The organism is Pseudomonas sp. FBCC-B545 (assembly GCF_059134095.1).
This window is the reverse complement of the sequence record NZ_CP101441.1, coordinates 1,339,550-1,354,717: the sequence shown is the minus strand read 5'-3', so window position 1 is coordinate 1,354,717 and position 15,168 is coordinate 1,339,550. Positions and strand designations below refer to the sequence as shown.

15 protein-coding genes are annotated in these 15,168 nt (G+C 60.1%); 9 read left to right on the top strand and 6 right to left on the bottom strand.

From position 1 onward, the window contains the following. Positions 1-129: 129 nt before the first annotated feature. The 5 genes from NMB39_RS06225 to NMB39_RS06205 form a co-directional block, all read right to left on the bottom strand. Positions 130-1,416 (bottom strand): ABC transporter substrate-binding protein, encoded by a 1,287-nt coding sequence (locus NMB39_RS06225; RefSeq protein ID WP_494339523.1) that lies wholly within the window; start codon positions 1,414-1,416, stop codon positions 130-132. A 104-nt stretch (positions 1,417-1,520) separates the two neighbouring features. Further along, positions 1,521-2,780: a D-mannose isomerase gene (locus NMB39_RS06220; protein WP_494339524.1), complete on the bottom strand. Its 1,260-nt coding sequence runs from the start codon at positions 2,778-2,780 to the stop codon at positions 1,521-1,523. 200 nt (positions 2,781-2,980) lie between these two features. Further along, positions 2,981-3,805 carry an ATPase gene (locus NMB39_RS06215; protein WP_494339525.1) on the bottom strand — a complete coding sequence of 275 codons (825 nt, stop codon included), beginning with the start codon at positions 3,803-3,805 and terminating at the stop codon, positions 2,981-2,983. A 127-nt stretch (positions 3,806-3,932) separates the two neighbouring features. Continuing rightward, a complete protein-coding gene (locus NMB39_RS06210; protein WP_494339526.1) occupies positions 3,933-4,931 on the bottom strand; it encodes an NAD-dependent epimerase/dehydratase family protein in 999 nt (332 codons plus the stop codon). Between the two features lie 52 nt (positions 4,932-4,983). Further along, positions 4,984-5,877, bottom strand: coding sequence for a LysR family transcriptional regulator ArgP (locus tag NMB39_RS06205; RefSeq protein WP_494339527.1), 894 nt, complete (start codon positions 5,875-5,877; stop codon positions 4,984-4,986). Positions 5,878-5,977: 100 nt separating this feature from the next. Here NMB39_RS06205 and NMB39_RS06200 point away from each other — a divergent pair, with 100 nt between their 5' ends. The 6 genes from NMB39_RS06200 to NMB39_RS06175 all read left to right on the top strand — a co-directional run bounded on the left by NMB39_RS06200 (position 5,978) and on the right by NMB39_RS06175 (position 13,098). Beyond that, entirely contained in the window at positions 5,978-6,577 is a 600-nt protein-coding gene (locus tag NMB39_RS06200) for a LysE/ArgO family amino acid transporter (RefSeq protein WP_057023828.1), read from the top strand. A 178-nt stretch (positions 6,578-6,755) separates the two neighbouring features. Continuing rightward, on the top strand, positions 6,756-7,352 hold the full coding sequence (locus NMB39_RS06195; RefSeq protein ID WP_003212997.1) for a superoxide dismutase: 597 nt from the start codon (positions 6,756-6,758) through the stop codon (positions 7,350-7,352). 150 nt (positions 7,353-7,502) lie between these two features. Continuing rightward, positions 7,503-7,688, top strand: coding sequence for a hypothetical protein (locus tag NMB39_RS06190; protein ID WP_124356236.1), 186 nt, complete (start codon positions 7,503-7,505; stop codon positions 7,686-7,688). 193 nt (positions 7,689-7,881) lie between these two features. After that, on the top strand, positions 7,882-9,933 hold the full coding sequence (locus tag NMB39_RS06185; RefSeq protein ID WP_057013676.1) for a putative bifunctional diguanylate cyclase/phosphodiesterase: 2,052 nt from the start codon (positions 7,882-7,884) through the stop codon (positions 9,931-9,933). 126 nt (positions 9,934-10,059) lie between these two features. Continuing rightward, positions 10,060-11,397 (top strand): imelysin family protein, encoded by a 1,338-nt coding sequence (locus NMB39_RS06180; RefSeq protein WP_057013677.1) that lies wholly within the window; start codon positions 10,060-10,062, stop codon positions 11,395-11,397. A gap of 246 nt (positions 11,398-11,643) precedes the next feature. After that, positions 11,644-13,098 (top strand): TrkH family potassium uptake protein, encoded by a 1,455-nt coding sequence (locus NMB39_RS06175; RefSeq protein ID WP_057013678.1) that lies wholly within the window; start codon positions 11,644-11,646, stop codon positions 13,096-13,098. Here the strand turns inward: NMB39_RS06175 and NMB39_RS06170 are convergent. Further along, positions 13,055-14,113, bottom strand: a complete 1,059-nt coding sequence (locus NMB39_RS06170) for an AraC family transcriptional regulator (protein ID WP_057023825.1) — start codon at positions 14,111-14,113, stop codon at positions 13,055-13,057. The genes NMB39_RS06175 and NMB39_RS06170 overlap by 44 nt on opposite strands. Before the next feature lie 162 nt (positions 14,114-14,275). On the opposite strand from NMB39_RS06170, the gene NMB39_RS06165 reads away from it, so the two are divergent. The 3 genes from NMB39_RS06165 (at position 14,276) to NMB39_RS06155 (ending at position 15,133) form a co-directional block, all read left to right on the top strand. Next, the gene (locus NMB39_RS06165) at positions 14,276-14,587 is read left to right on the top strand and encodes an Mpo1-like protein (protein ID WP_057023824.1); all 312 of its coding nucleotides are present in this window, start codon (positions 14,276-14,278) and stop codon (positions 14,585-14,587) included. 160 nt (positions 14,588-14,747) lie between these two features. Then, positions 14,748-14,876 carry a hypothetical protein gene (locus NMB39_RS06160; protein WP_255320444.1) on the top strand — a complete coding sequence of 43 codons (129 nt, stop codon included), beginning with the start codon at positions 14,748-14,750 and terminating at the stop codon, positions 14,874-14,876. Between the two features lie 74 nt (positions 14,877-14,950). Continuing rightward, positions 14,951-15,133, top strand: a complete 183-nt coding sequence (locus NMB39_RS06155; protein WP_057023822.1) for a hypothetical protein — start codon at positions 14,951-14,953, stop codon at positions 15,131-15,133. Positions 15,134-15,168: the final 35 nt, after the last annotated feature.

Sequence of the window (15,168 nt, the reverse complement as noted above, 5' to 3'; positions counted from 1 at the left end):
TAACAGGTAGACCGAACCCTGTAGGAGCGAGCTTGCTCGCGAAGGACTTCAACGATAGCGCGTGCATACAGGATGAACGCGGTGACCTTGAGTTTTTCGCGAGCAAGCTCGCTCCTACAGATAGCTGCGTTACTTGGCCGACTTGATCGCCGCGCCAAGCTTCTTGGCGGTGTCGGCCGGGTCGGCTTTCGGGTCGTTGATGTAGTTGGTCACTACGTCAAAGAACGCACCTTGCACCGCCAGGGTAGTGGCCATGTTGTGCGCCATGCTTGGCTGCAGGCCACCGGTCTTGGCATCGGCCAGGAAGTCCTTGGCGGCGGTCTGGGCGCAGGAATCAAAACCGTAGGAATCCATTTTGTTCAGCATGTCGTTACGCACAGGGATCGAGCCCTTGTTGATGCTGAACACCTTCTGGAAGTTCTCACCCAGCACGACTTTGGCGATGTCCTGCTGACCCGCGGCAGTGCCTTTGTCTTTCTGCTTGAACACCGCCAGGGAGTCGATGTTGTAGGTGAAGGCTTTGTCGGTGCCCGGGAAGGCTACGCACTCGTAGTCCTTGCCGGCGACTTTCTTGGCCGCAGTCCACTCGGACTTGGCCCAGTCACCCATGATCTGCATGCCGGCCTTGCCGTTGATGACCTTGCCGGCCTCGAGGTTCCAGTCCTGGCCTTTGCCGTCGACGTCCATGTAGGTCGCGACTTTCTTCAGTTCGGTGAGGGCCTTGACCATTTCCGGGCCAGTCAGTGCGCCGTTATCCAGGTCGACCAGGGCTTTCTTGTAGCCATCGGCGCCCATCACCGACAGCACCACCGCTTCGAACACGGTGCTGTCCTGCCAAGGCTGGCCACCGTGGGCGAGCGCAATGAAACCCGCGGCCTTGAGCTTGTCGCCGGCTGCGTAGAATTCTTCGAGGGTGGTGGGGTTCTTGGTGATACCGGCTTTCTTGAAGACTTCCGGGTTGATCCACAGCCAGTTCACGCGGTGGATGTTGACCGGTACGGCAACGTAGTCACCGTCGTACTTGACGGTGTCGGAGACTTTCTTGTCGAGCAAAGAATCCCATTTTTCTGCTTTGGCGACGTCCTTGAGCACGTCGGTGTCGAGCAGGCCAGTGGACGCCCATTCCTGGATGTCGGGCCCCTTGATCTGGGCAACACCTGGTGGGTTGCCGGCGACCGCACGGCTTTTCAGCACGGTCATCGCGGTGGCACCACCGCCACCTGCTACGGCACCGTCTTTCCAGGTGAAGCCGTCTTTCTCAACTTGGGCCTTCAGCACATCCACAGCCGCTTTCTCACCGCCTGAGGTCCACCAATGCACCACTTCAACCGTACCCTTGGAGTCGGCGGCAAGTGCACTGAGGGGAAACAACGAGGCAATGGAAATAGCGACGGCGAGGCGATTAATCGCGTTCATCTGAGTACCTTTTCTTGTTGTTATGCATGCAAGTCTAGAGCTTGCGCTGCACGGAGTTTAAACATGGATTTCCAGGGTGCAGGTAACAAAGGGACGTACAAATGTCACCACTTGGTGACATAACCACCCTGAGCTAAAGCGCTGGTCATGCTGGGTGACAAGGGTAGCGCCGGCAGCATCACCGCTTGCCAGGCATGGTACAGGTCCGGTTTGCCACCCCAGATCTTGCTGCTGGGCTGGTTGTGGGGGCTGAGCTCGTGGTGCCAGCTGCCGTTGATGCGGTCGATAAAGTGGGTTTCGCAAAACTCCCAGAATCGCCGGTACCAGGTCTCGTAATGCAGCTCGCCGGTACGCTTGAGCAAGGCTTGCGCGGCGGCGCTGGCTTCGGCGTGGGTCCAGTGCAGACGCTCGCGCACCACCGGGCGATGGTCCCAGTCCAGGGTGTAGACGATGCCGGCAGCGCCATCCACCGCCCAGGCGTATTCACAGGCACTGGCAAACAGGTTTTTCGCGTCGCTTACCAGCCAGTCTGGCGTGCTGAGCCCTGCCTGCAAGCGCGAGGCTTCAAGGTGCAACACCAGCCGGGCCCATTCGAAACCGTGGCCAGGGGTGATGCCATAAGGGCGAAAGCCATCGGCGGGGTTGTCCTGGTTGTAGCCCGGCAGCGGCTTCCACTGCGCGTCGAAATGCTCGATCACCATGAACTGGCTGCCGGCGGCGTGGGTATGGATCACCCGTTCGACGATGCGCAGCGCGCGGTCCAGCCAACGGGTATCTGCGGTGACGTCGGCCAGGGCCAGAAAGGCTTCCGTCGCGTGCATGTTGCTGTTGGCGCCGCGATAGGCTTCGACGCCGCTCCAGTCCTGGGCGAAGGATTCGAGCATGACGCCCTCCTCCTCGTTCCAGAAGAACTGGTCGATGATATGGATGGCGTCGTTCAATAAGGCCTGCGCGCCGGGCGCGCCGGCCACTGCGGCAGAGCTGGCGGCCAGGGCGACGAAGGCATGCAGGTAAGCAGCCTTGCCGGTGTTGCCATCAAGGGCTTTAGGTGCGGCAAACCAGCCACCGTGCTCACTGTCGCGCAGCGGGCCGCTGAGGGCCGTCACACCATGCGCTACCAACTCGGCGTAACCAGGCAGCCCCATGGCATGGGCCATGGCGAAACTGTGGGTCATACGGGCGGTGTTCATGGTTTCGGCGTGGGCATTGGCCGGCAGTTGGCCTTTATCGTCCAGGTTGCCGAAACCGTCCGGCAGCCGCGATGCCTTGGCAAACGCCAGCAGGCGCTGGCCTTCGGCGGCAAGCCAGGCATGATGGGCAGGTGCGTTCAGCCAACTGCTGGCAGGCAGTGGTTGGGTGGTCATGGGTGGCCCTTATTGTTTTTTGTGGAATGACCGGAGTCTAAACAAGGGCGCAGGAGGGGCAAGTAACGAAGGGGAAAAGAAATGTCACTACTTGGTGACAATCAATCTCCAAGTGAAAATCCAAAATGTGGGAGGGGCGGTGCGACGATTCGACTTGCTCCCTCCCACATTTGGATATCACTCACAGCCTATAACTGTGGTCATTGACCCAACGGAGTAATCGCCGCAGGTGCATTCAGGCGCTGGTTAAGATTCTGCACCTGACTCTGCAAGGTGGTGATATTGCGGGTGGTCTGGATGCGGAACACATCGAACTCCTTGTTGGTCGGCGCATCGAGGTTGGCAGGCTGGTTTTCCTGGGCGCTCTTGAGTACCAGCACGTCCTGCTCGAGGCGGGCGATGGCCGCGCTTGGGTTGCCCTGCTTTTTCAAAGCCGCCACCTCGGTGGACAGGTCCTTGATCTCGCCTTGCGCCGCCTTGAGCGTAGCAACGGCATCGGTCAGGGCTTGCACCTCGCCTTGCAACTTGGCGTTCGCCGCTGTCAGTTCGGTGGTGCTGGCGGTCATCTGGGCCAAGCGGCTGTCCAGCTCGGTAGCTTGGCCGGCAACGCCCATCTGTTGCTTGCCCTGCTCCTGCAACTGGTCCTGCAACTGCTTGATCTGCAGTTTCAACGCTTCGCTGCCGTTGTTCACGTTGGCTTCGCTGGCTACCACCTTGCCCGAGATAGCCTGCAGGCGCCCCGCCGCTTCCTCGCTGATCCGGGCGAAGCTTTCCTGGGTGGCGACCAACTGCTGGCCCATCAGCGAAATCTGCTGGAAGCTCCACCAGGCGAGGCCAGCAAAGGCGATCAACAGTGCGCCGACCAATGCCCACAATGGGCCGGTGCTGGCGCTCTTGACCTTGACCACGGGCGTCGCTCGCGAGCGCACCGACGTGGCGGGCGTCGGCACGAAATCATCGTCGTCCCCATGGTCGGCCCGCAGGGTGGGAACGTTATCGAGATCATCGTTTGCATCGTTACGCATGAATCTACCCTGAATCAATGAGATGGCTGGCTGCAAAGCCGAGCGGCAGGAGTATAAACCGTACTCGCGGCGCATGGATCGACCCGGAACCGCGAATTCGGTTCCCCATATATTGCTGGTTATGAGCTTATTTGAAGCCCGAGTCCTGGGCCTTCCACCAGCTGCAGAATTCGTCGAGCGCGGTCCACAGGCTGACCTTGGGCTCGTAGTCGAGATAATGCCTGGCGCGGCTGATATCGAGGGTGAAATCCTTGTTCATTACCTGCATGCCCAGGCGCGATAACGCCGGCTCCGGCCGCCCCGGCCACATGGCGCAAAATGCCTCATTCAAGGCTGCCACGCTGTAGGACAAACCGTAGGATTGATACCGGGTCACTTGGGGCAGCTCCATTTGTCGCATCACGTAGTTGACCACGTCCCACACTGGCACCGGCGCACCGTTGCTGATGTTGTAGGCCTTGCCTAACGCCGAGCCGGGGGCGAGCAGGCTGCTGAGCAACGCCTCATTGAGATTATGCACGCTGGTGAAGTCGACCTTGTTCAGACCGTTCCCCACAATAGCCAGGCGATTTTTGCGCTGCATTTTCAACAGGCGCGGGAAGATGCTCATGTCGCCGGCACCGGTAACGAAACGCGGGCGCAGGGCCAGCACCTCAAGGCCAAACTCCTGGGCTCCGAAGACTTTCTGCTCGGCCAGGTACTTGGTGGCGGCATAGGGATGCTTGAAGCGCTTGGGCACTTGCTCTTCAGTGAGCCTCAGGTGATCGCGACCATCGAAGTAAATGGATGGCGACGACAGGTGCACCAGGCGGCCGACACGCTGCTTGAGGCAGGCTTCGACCACGTTTTCGGTGACCAGCACATTACCCTGGTGGAAGTCCTGGTACTTACCCCACAGCCCGACGGCGCCCGCACAATGCACCACGGCTTCGACATCGCGGCACAGGTCGCGCACCAAGTCGGCATCATTCAAATCACCCTGGATAAACTCGGCACCACGCCGTACCAGGTGTTCCACACCTTCGGCGCGCCGCCCGTTGACCCGCACATCCAGGCCCTGCTCAAGGGCGAAGCGCGCAAAGCGCCCGCCGATGAAGCCGCTTGCGCCGGTGACCAGAATTTTCATGTAGTGCTCCGTGTTCTTTCGTTTTTCATCGCTGTTGCCTTGACGCCTGCCGCTACTCCAACGGCACCAACCATTGGCCACACGCCTGGGCCAGATGTTCAGTCAACAGGCCCAACAGTTGCCCGCCACTGCGCCAATGATGCCAGTAGAGCGGCACGTCGATGGGCTTATCTGGCAATAACTCGACCAATGCGCCGGTTTCCAGCTGGTCACGCACCTGCAATTCAGGCACCAGGCCCCAGCCCAGGCTGGCTTCCGTCAGGCGGATAAATCCTTCGGATGACGGGCATAGATGGTGTTCGAAACCGCCGTCCACCCCGAGGGATGCCAGGTAGCGGTGTTGCAGGAAATCATCCGGGCCGAACACCAGCGCAGGCGTGCGCGCCAATTGATCGGCCCGCACGCCCTCGGGAAAATGCCGGGCAATAAAGGCCGGGCTCGCCAGCGCGCGATACCGCATGGCGCCCAGCAACAGGCTGCGCGCACCGGCCACCGGGCGCTCGCTGGCACAGATACAGGCGGCCACTTCACCGGCACGCATGCGCTTGAGGCCAACCGTCTGGTCTTCCACCACCAGGTCCAGCAGCAAGTGCTGTTCGGCGCAGAAATCGCTGACGGCCTCTGCCCACCAGGTGGCGAGGCTGTCCGCATTTAGGGCGATGCGCAGGCGTTCGGGCATGCCCTCCTCGTCGAGGGCCGGCACCTGGCTTTGCAGGTCGCGCTCGAGCAAGCGCACCTGTTGCACATGGTTGAGCAAGCGCCGACCGACATCGGTGGGCGTCGGCGGCGAAGCGCGCACCAGCACCGGCTGGCCGATACGCGCTTCCAGCAACTTGATGCGCTGGGAGATGGCCGACTGCGACAACCCCAATACATGGGCGCCACGTTCAAAGCCGGCCTGTTCCACCACTGCCGCCAGGGCAGACAGCAATTTATAGTCGAACATCAGTTTCTCTAATGAGCGATCAGCAATATTGGTTTTTCTTATACAGGCACGATGCGCATCATAGCCAGCACCGTTTGAGCATTAAAAAGGATCTTTCAGTATGTGGCAGAGCTATATGAATGGATTGCTGGTGGCCCTCGGGCTGATCATGGCAATCGGAACGCAGAACGCATTCGTCCTCGCGCAAAGCCTGCGCCGCGAGCATCATTTGCCCGTCGCGGCCTTGTGCGTGATCTGCGATGCGCTGCTGGTGGCCGCGGGAGTGTTCGGCCTGGCCACTGTCCTGGCCCAAAGCCCGATACTGCTGGCGGTGGCGCGCTGGGGCGGTGCGGCGTTCCTGCTCTGGTATGGCGCGTGCGCGCTGCGCAGGGCCTTTTCGAAGCAAAGCCTGGATCAGGGAGCCAGCCTCAAGACCCGCTCGTTGCGCGCCGTCCTGTTGAGCGCACTGGCGGTGACCCTGCTTAACCCTCATGTGTACCTGGACACCGTCCTGCTGATCGGCACCCTGGGCGCGCAACAAACAGAGCCGGGCGCCTACGTGGCCGGCGCAGCCAGTGCGTCGCTCCTGTGGTTCACCACCCTGGCGCTCGGCGCGGCGTGGCTGGCGCCCTGGCTGGCACGCCCGGCCACCTGGCGCCTGCTGGACTTGCTGGTCGCGGTGATGATGTTCACGGTGGCCTATCAATTGATCAGCGCCTGACAAATATTCCAAAACGCTCTGGAACCTCTATCCCACACAGTTGTTGCGTGGTTATGCCGCACCCCCGGTGCTATGATCGGACTCCTGCGCCGCAAAGAGTACAAACTCCCCGGCGCATGTCTGGCCGCCCGTGATCGGCCTTGCGCTCACCGCAACTGACCTGATTAGGAGAATCATCATGGCTTTCGAATTGCCGCCGCTGCCCTACGCACACGATGCCCTGCAGCCGCACATCTCCAAGGAAACCTTGGAATACCACCACGACAAGCACCACAACACCTATGTCGTGAACCTGAACAACCTGGTGCCAGGCACCGAGTTCGAAGGCAAGACCCTGGAAGAGATCGTCAAGTCTTCCTCGGGCGGCATCTTCAACAACGCCGCTCAAGTCTGGAACCACACCTTCTACTGGAACTGCCTGGCGCCAAACGCCGGCGGCCAACCGACCGGCGCATTGGCTGAAGCCATCAACGCAGCGTTCGGTTCGTTCGACAAGTTCAAGGAAGAATTCACCAAGACGTCCGTTGGCACCTTCGGTTCCGGCTGGGGCTGGCTGGTGAAAAAGGCTGACGGCTCCCTGGCCCTGGCCAGCACCATCGGCGCCGGCAACCCGCTGACCAGCGGCGATACCCCGCTGCTGACCTGCGACGTGTGGGAACACGCTTACTACATCGACTACCGCAACGTGCGTCCGAAGTATGTGGAAGCGTTCTGGAACCTGGTCAACTGGAAGTTCGTGGCTGAGCAGTTCGAAGGCAAGACCTTCACTGCCTAAGCAGCACGTGCATTGAAGAGAGCCCGGCGATTGCCGGGCTTTTTTTTGCGCGCCAGATAGACACGCCAGAAACACGGAACTCAACAGTAACAATTCACCACACAAACGCCAGGAGGAATAAGCCTCCTAATTCAAATGTGGAGAATGACGATGGATCCTATTTCGATGGCAGCAGGAATTGCAGGTGCAGCCCCAATGGTAGCGGGTATTGTTGATAAAGGGCTGGACCTGGCAAACGGCGCAATGGACGCTTGCAACAAAGCTCTGGACATGGCCGGTGAAGGCGCGAAGATCGGTGGGGAAGAACAACAGCCCGAGGGTCAGGTCAACTTTTAATCGTCCCCAACTCGAAGGCGGATCTCCTCCGCCTTCTCCCCTGGCCGGGCTTTGAGCCCCCTACCCTTCTATAAGTTTGTCCAGCCAAAACCTCAATTGAGCCCAGGCCCCAATGTCCCTTTGACTGCCATCATCAGATTGCCAATACTCATGGCATATTGAAGGCCACCCGCATGAGACAAGGAATGCCCCTTTGAAGCTGGAACTCAAGAACAGCTTGTCGGTGAAGTTGCTACGGGTTGCGCTGCTGTCGGCCTTAATCGTGGGCGTGGCGCTGAGCGTGGCGCAGATCGTTTTCGATGCCTACAAGACACGCCAGGCCGTGGCCGGCGATGCCCAACGTATTCTCGACATGTTTCGCGACCCCTCGACCCAGGCCGTCTACAGCCTGGATCGCGAAATGGGCATGCAGGTGATTGAGGGCCTGTTCCAGGACGACGCGGTGCGCATGGCTTCTATCGGTCACCCCAACGAGACCATGCTCGCGGAAAAAAGCCGCGCCTTGCAGCAGTCCCCCAGCCGTTGGTTGACCGACCTGATTCTCGGCCAGGAACGCACATTCACCACTGCATTGGTCGGCAAGGGTCCTTATAGCGAGTATTACGGCGACCTGAGTATCACTCTCGATACGGCCACCTACGGCAACGGCTTTATTGTCAGTTCGGTGATCATCTTTATTTCCGGCGTCCTGCGCGCGCTGGCCATGGGCCTGGTGCTGTACCTGGTCTATCACTGGCTGCTGACCAAGCCGCTGTCACGGATTATCGAGCATCTGACCTCGATCAATCCCGACCGCCCCAGCGAGCACAAGATCCCTCAGCTCAAGGGGCACGAACGCAACGAGCTGGGACTGTGGATAAATACCGCCAACCAGTTGCTCGAATCCATCGAGCGCAATACCCACCTGCGCCACGAAGCGGAGTCGAGCCTGTTGCGCATGGCCCAGTACGACTTTCTCACCGGCCTGCCAAACCGCCAGAAGCTGCAGGAGCAACTGGACAAGATCCTCACCGACGCTGGCCGGCGGCAACGACGTGTAGCTGTACTGTGCGTGGGGCTCGATGACTTCAAGAGCGTCAATGAACAATTTACCTACCAGGCCGGCGACAAACTGCTGCTGGCCCTGGCCGACCGCTTGCGCGCCCACAGCGGCCGCCTCGGTACGCTCGCCCGCCTGGGCGGCGACCAGTTCGCCCTGGTACAAGCCGATATCGACCAGCCCTACGAAGCCGCAGAACTGGCGCAAAGCATTCTCGATGACCTGGAAGCGGAATTCGCACTCGACCATGACCTGATTCGCTTGCGCGCCACCATCGGCATTACGCTGTTCCCGGAAGATGGGGACACTACCGAGAAGCTGCTGCAAAAAGCCGAGCAGACCATGACCCTGGCCAAGAGCCGCTCGCGCAATCGCTATCAGTTCTATATCGCCAGTGTCGACAGCGAAATGCGCCGACGCCGCGAACTGGAAAAGGACCTGCGCGAGGCCCTCGGCCGTGAGCAGTTCCACTTGGTGTACCAGCCGCAGATCAGCTACCGCGACCATCGAGTGGTCGGCGTGGAAGCCCTGCTGCGCTGGCACCACCCTGAACACGGCCTGGTACCGCCGGATTTGTTTATTCCGCTGGCGGAACAAAACGGCACCATTATTCCGATTGGCGAATGGGTGCTGGACCAGGCGTGCCGGCAACTGCGCGAATGGCATGACCTGGGCTTCACTGAACTGCGCATGGCCGTCAACCTGTCCACCGTGCAATTGCACCACACCGAGTTACCGCGGGTGGTCAACAACCTGATGCAGATCTACCGCCTGCCACCACGCAGCCTGGAGCTGGAAGTGACCGAGACCGGCCTGATGGAAGACATCAGCACCGCCGCGCAGCACCTGCTGAGCCTGCGCCGCTCCGGGGCGCTGATTGCCATCGACGACTTCGGCACCGGTTATTCATCCCTGAGCTATCTGAAAAGCCTGCCGCTGGACAAGATCAAGATCGACAAGAGCTTCGTCCAGGACCTTCAGGATGACGACGACGACGCCACGATCGTGCGCGCCATTATCCAACTGGGCAAAAGCCTGGGCATGCAGGTGATTGCCGAAGGCGTGGAGACCGCCGAGCAAGAGGCCTACATCATCTCCGAGGGCTGCCATGAGGGCCAGGGCTATCACTACAGCAAACCCCTGCCGGCACGGGAGTTGGCCGCTTATTTGAAACAGTCCGAGCGCAATAACGCAGTGAGTCTCTGACCGCGAAAAACGATACTGAATATTTCCCACGCATAAGCCTTTACACAAAATGCAAATCTTTCGCATTATGTCGCAGCTTTTGCGCTCCCCGCGCGCCCTATTCACCACCGAAGCAGGATGTTCGCCATGATTCGTATGCCCCTGGCCACCGCCAGTCTGCTGGCCATTGCCATTTCTCTCGCCGGCTGCGGCGAAGGTAAAGACAAGGCCGCCGCGCCTCAAGCTCCCGCAGCCGCCAGCGCTACCGCACCTGCAGCTGCCCCGGCAGGCCAGGTCGACGAAGCGGCTGCCAAAGCCGTGGTCGCGCACTACGCAGACATGGTGTTTGCGGTGTACAGCGATGCCGAATCCACCGCAAAGACCCTGCAGACCGCAGTCGATACGTTCCTCGCCAACCCGAACGACGAAACCCTCAAAGCGGCCCGTACCGCCTGGATCGCCGCCCGCGTACCTTACCTGCAGAGCGAAGTGTTCCGCTTCGGCAACACCATCATCGACGACTGGGAAGGCCAGGTGAACGCCTGGCCCCTGGACGAAGGACTGATCGACTATGTCGATAAATCCTACGAGCACGCCCTGGGCAACCCAGGCGCCAACGCCAACATCATCGCCAATAACGAGATCCAGGTCGGCGAAGACAAGGTCGACGTCAAGGACATCACCCCGGAAAAACTCGCCAGCCTCAATGAGCTGGGCGGTTCCGAAGCCAACGTTGCCACCGGCTACCACGCCATCGAATTCCTGCTCTGGGGCCAGGACCTCAACGGCACCGGCCCTGGCGCGGGCAACCGTCCGGCCTCGGATTACCTGACCGGTGACGGTGCAACCGGCGGTCATAACGAGCGCCGCCGCACTTACCTGCGCGCCGTGACCCAACTGCTGGTCAGCGACCTGGAAGAAATGGTCGGCAACTGGAAACCCAACGTCGAAGACAACTACCGCGCCACTCTGGAGTCGGAACCTGCCACCGACGGCCTGCGCAAAATGCTGTTCGGCATGGGCAGCCTGTCCCTGGGCGAGCTGGCCGGTGAGCGCATGAAGGTATCCCTGGAAGCCAACTCGCCGGAAGACGAGCAGGACTGCTTCAGCGACAACACCCACTACTCGCACTTCTACGATGCCAAGGGCATCCGTAACGTCTACCTGGGCGAATACACTCGCGTTGACGGCACCAAGATGAGCGGTGCCAGCCTGTCATCCCTGGTGGCCAAGGCCGACCCGGCAGCCGATTCGGCCCTCAAGGCTGACCTGGCGGCGACCGAAGCGAAAATCCAGGTCATGGTCGACCACGCCGAGAAAGGCGAGCACTACGACCAACTGATCGCCGCCGGCAACGATGCGGGCAACCAGATCGTACGTGACGCCATCGCCGCACTGGTCAAGCAGACCGGTTCGATCGAAGCCGCTGCGGGCAAGCTGGGCATCAGCGACTTGAACCCGGACAGCGCTGATCACGAGTTCTGATCCGTACGCTGTTGAAAAGGCGACCTTCGGGTCGCTTTTTTTATACCTGTTTCAAACACTGCAGATCCCCTGTGGGAGGGGCTTGCTCCCGAACAGCAGCGGACCAGCAACCACATGCTTCACTGACCCACCGCTATCGGGGGCCCCCCTCCCACATTTTGCTCCGTGTAACCTCAAGCACTCTGGTTTACATGCCCTGCACCGCAGGTAGAATGGCGCCTCTGCCCAACCACCCGAGCGAACTTCATGGCGTTGCCGACCCTACGCATCATCGGTTTCATCATCGGCATCTTCCTGATCACCCTTGCGGTCGCCATGGTCATCCCGATGGCCACCCTGGTGATTTTCGAACGCACCAGCGACCTGCCCTCGTTCCTGTGGGCCAGCCTGATCACCTTTATCGCCGGGCTGGCCCTGGTCATCCCCGGTCGCCCCGAACACGTGCACCTGCGTCCCCGGGACATGTATCTGCTGACGGTCAGCAGCTGGGTGGTGGTGTGCATCTTCGCCGCCCTGCCGTTTTTGCTGACCCAGCACATCAGCTATACCGACTCGTTCTTCGAAAGCATGTCGGGCATCACCGCCACCGGCTCCACGGTATTGAGCGGCCTGGACAGCATGTCACCGGGCATCCTGATGTGGCGTTCGCTGTTGCACTGGCTTGGCGGTATCGGCTTTATCGGCATGGCGGTGGCGATCCTGCCGCTGCTGCGCATTGGTGGCATGCGCCTGTTCCAGACCGAATCCTCGGACCGCTCGGAAAAGGTCATGCCCCGCTCGCACATGGTGGCGCGGCTGATCGTGGCGGCGTATGTGGGCATCACCATCTTCGGCAGCCTGGCATTCTGGTGGGCCGGCATGGGCTTGTTCGATGCGATCAACCACGCGATGTCGGCAATTTCCACCGGTGGGTTTTCCACGTCGGATGAGTCCCTGGCGCACTGGAAACAACCGGCGGTGCACTGGGTCGCCGTGGTGGTGATGATCCTCGGCAGCTTGCCGTTCGCCTTGTATGTGGCCACATTGCGCGGCAACCGTAGGGCGCTGATCAAGGACCAGCAGGTACAAGGCTTGCTCGGCCTGTTGTTCGTGACTTGGCTGGTACTCGGCACCTGGTACTGGTGGACCACCGACCTGCATTGGCTAGACGCCTTGCGCCATGTGGCTCTGAACGTGACTTCGGTGATGACGACTACCGGATTTGCACTGGGGGACTATAGCCTTTGGGGTAACTTCTCACTGATGCTGTTCTTCTACCTGGGCTTTATCGGCGGCTGCTCGGGCTCCACGGCGGGCGGCATCAAGATCTTTCGTTTCCAGGTCGCCTATATCCTGCTCAAGGCCAACTTGAACCAACTGATTCACCCACGTGCAGTGATCAAGCAAAAGTACAACGGCCATCGCCTCGACGAAGAAATTGTGCGCTCGATCCTGACCTTTTCGTTTTTCTTCGCCATTACCATCTGCACCATCGCCCTGGCCTTGTCACTGCTGGGCGTGGACTGGATGACTGCCCTGACCGGCGCCGCCAGTACCGTATCCGGCGTCGGCCCGGGCCTTGGCGAAACCATTGGCCCGGCCGGCAACTTCTCCACCCTGCCGGATGCGGCCAAGTGGATCCTGTCACTGGGCATGCTGCTGGGCCGGCTGGAGATTATTACCGTGTTTGTGCTGTGCATTCCGGCGTTCTGGCGCCACTGACCGCCGACATTGCCAGCAACCGCGCCCGGTATTCGCCGGGCGTAGCATCAAACCAGCGACGAAACGCGCGAAAAAAGTTGCTCGGGTCGGCAAAACCCAGCAGGTAGGCAATTTCCAGCAAGGTCATGTTCGGCTGTGCCAGGTATTGCTCGGCCAGTTCGCGACGGGTGTCATCGAGCAAAGCCTGGAAGCTGGTGCCCTCTTCCTGCAGACGCCGCTGCAAGGTGCGCTGGGACAGGTGCAACGTCTGGGCCACCGCTTCGCGCTTGGGTTCGCCCTGGGGCAGCAGACGGCACAATACCTGCCGTGCCTTGTGGGTCACGCGACTTTCGGAAAAACGCGCCAGGTATTCACCGGCAAAGCGGTCGTGCAACAGCGCCATGGCTTCGTTGGCGGTGGGCAGTGGCGCCTCCATGTCGGCTTGCTCGAAGATCAGCGCGTCGTAAGGTGCATCGAATTGCAAAGGCGCATGAAAGGCCTGTTTGTACGGCGCCAGGTCCGCGGGTTGATCGCCCTGCAGCAGCACTTTGCGCGGTTGCAGAGTGCGACCGGTAAGCCAGCCACACAAGGCCAGGGCGCTCGCCAACGAGGCTTCGGCGCTTTGTCGGGTCGGCGGCAGGTGATCGCCATGAACCGTCAGAATCAGCGCATAGCCTTCGGGCAAGAGTCGGAAGCTCAAGTCAGCGCTTTCGGCGATGATGCGCTGGTAGCGCACCAGTCGCATAAAGCCTTCGGCCAGGGTGTTGCTGGACATCAAGGCATAACCGGCGACATGAAACGAGGCAGGACGCGCTACCTTGCCCATGTTCAGGCCAATCGCCGGGTTGCCCGACAATTCCACCGCCCGCTGCCACAGACGAGTCATGGCATCCTGAGGGAATCGCGCGTCGGGGTCATTCAGCGCCGCATAATCCAGGCCCAGTTGCCTGAACAAGGCACGGCAATCCAGGCCGTCCATTTCCAGTGCCTTGACTATCCCCATCGCCCAGCTTGCAGAAGTTGTTCGTTCGCTCATGGCGTCTTCTTATTGGAAAGCAGGCTCAAACGGTAGCCAGGAAGCCAAGGATACTAAAATGGCATCTATTGTCACTGGCCGTTACCTCCGATGACTCTAGACTCAAATAAGCTCCCCGCCGAACATCTGTTGGGCGGTATAACAACCCGAGGGCCGGCAGTCGTGGAAAACGTCAGGAAATTCAACAGTTTTGCCGAGTTCTACCCGTACTACCTGAGCGAGCATGGCAACAGCACCTGTCGGCGCCTGCACTTTATCGGCACCACCTTGGTGATCGGCATTCTTGCGTATGCCATTGGCAGGGGCTCACTGGTTCTTTTGCTGGCCTTGCCCGTCGCTGGCTACACCTTCGCCTGGATCGGCCACTTTTTCTTCGAAAAGAACCGCCCGGCGACCTTCCAGCATCCGCTCTACAGCTTGTTGGGGGATTTTGTGATGTACCGCGACATGATCCTGGGCAAGGTGCCGTTCTAAGGGTGTGACCTCATGTCACTTGCGTTTGAACCATGAAAAAATATGAATTCGCCGAGATAAAAGTCTTTTTGTCATTTACGGTGCTGTATCCTGCCAAGGCTTTTTGAGAGCGCGGAATCACCTGCGATTGAAAAAACAGACCTTGCGAGGAGCGACGACGATGCACGAGATACCTAATCTCCCCTTCCCAAGCCTGCACCCAACTGAGCAGCCAACACCGCAGCAGGCCAGCGACAAGCAGCCTGAGGCCAAAGAAGCAAAACCAGTCGACCGCGAAAGCCAGGACTGACGCCGTACCAGACCGTGTGGAAAGCGCACCTTTGAGCGCTTTCCACACTGCCTGAATCACTCGAGACCTTCATCATGACCACGACCCTTCCCGATGCCCCGGACGCCGCCGTGCTCGACGCTGCCTTGCAGATGGTCGAAATCTGGAACCGCCTCAGTGCAGACAAGCAGGCCGCATTGCTCAAGCGCTTCGGCACCCAGGAAAACGCCCTGGCGGCCCTGGTAACAACTCAACTGTTGGCCCCTGCCCAGGCTTGATGTGTTGTTGATCTGACGTTTTACATTTTTCCCGC

Bases quoted from the DNA above. Each gene is read 5' to 3' on its own strand.
- NMB39_RS06225 (WP_494339523.1), bottom strand. From the start codon at position 1,416: ATGAACGCGATTAATCGCCTCGCCGTCGCTATTTCCATTGCCTCGTTG.
- NMB39_RS06195 (WP_003212997.1), top strand. From the start codon at position 6,756: ATGGCTTTCGAATTGCCGCCGCTGCCCTACGCACACGATGCCCTGCAG.
- NMB39_RS06160 (WP_255320444.1), top strand. From the start codon at position 14,748: ATGCACGAGATACCTAATCTCCCCTTCCCAAGCCTGCACCCAACTGAG.
- NMB39_RS06170 (WP_057023825.1), bottom strand. From the start codon at position 14,113: ATGAGCGAACGAACAACTTCTGCAAGCTGGGCGATGGGGATAGTCAAG.
- NMB39_RS06205 (WP_494339527.1), bottom strand. From the start codon at position 5,877: ATGTTCGACTATAAATTGCTGTCTGCCCTGGCGGCAGTGGTGGAACAG.
- NMB39_RS06200 (WP_057023828.1), top strand. From the start codon at position 5,978: ATGTGGCAGAGCTATATGAATGGATTGCTGGTGGCCCTCGGGCTGATC.
- NMB39_RS06220 (WP_494339524.1), bottom strand. From the start codon at position 2,780: ATGACCACCCAACCACTGCCTGCCAGCAGTTGGCTGAACGCACCTGCC.
- NMB39_RS06175 (WP_057013678.1), top strand. From the start codon at position 11,644: ATGGCGTTGCCGACCCTACGCATCATCGGTTTCATCATCGGCATCTTC.
- NMB39_RS06190 (WP_124356236.1), top strand. From the start codon at position 7,503: ATGGATCCTATTTCGATGGCAGCAGGAATTGCAGGTGCAGCCCCAATG.
- NMB39_RS06180 (WP_057013677.1), top strand. From the start codon at position 10,060: ATGATTCGTATGCCCCTGGCCACCGCCAGTCTGCTGGCCATTGCCATT.
- NMB39_RS06210 (WP_494339526.1), bottom strand. From the start codon at position 4,931: ATGAAAATTCTGGTCACCGGCGCAAGCGGCTTCATCGGCGGGCGCTTT.
- NMB39_RS06215 (WP_494339525.1), bottom strand. From the start codon at position 3,805: ATGCGTAACGATGCAAACGATGATCTCGATAACGTTCCCACCCTGCGG.
- NMB39_RS06155 (WP_057023822.1), top strand. From the start codon at position 14,951: ATGACCACGACCCTTCCCGATGCCCCGGACGCCGCCGTGCTCGACGCT.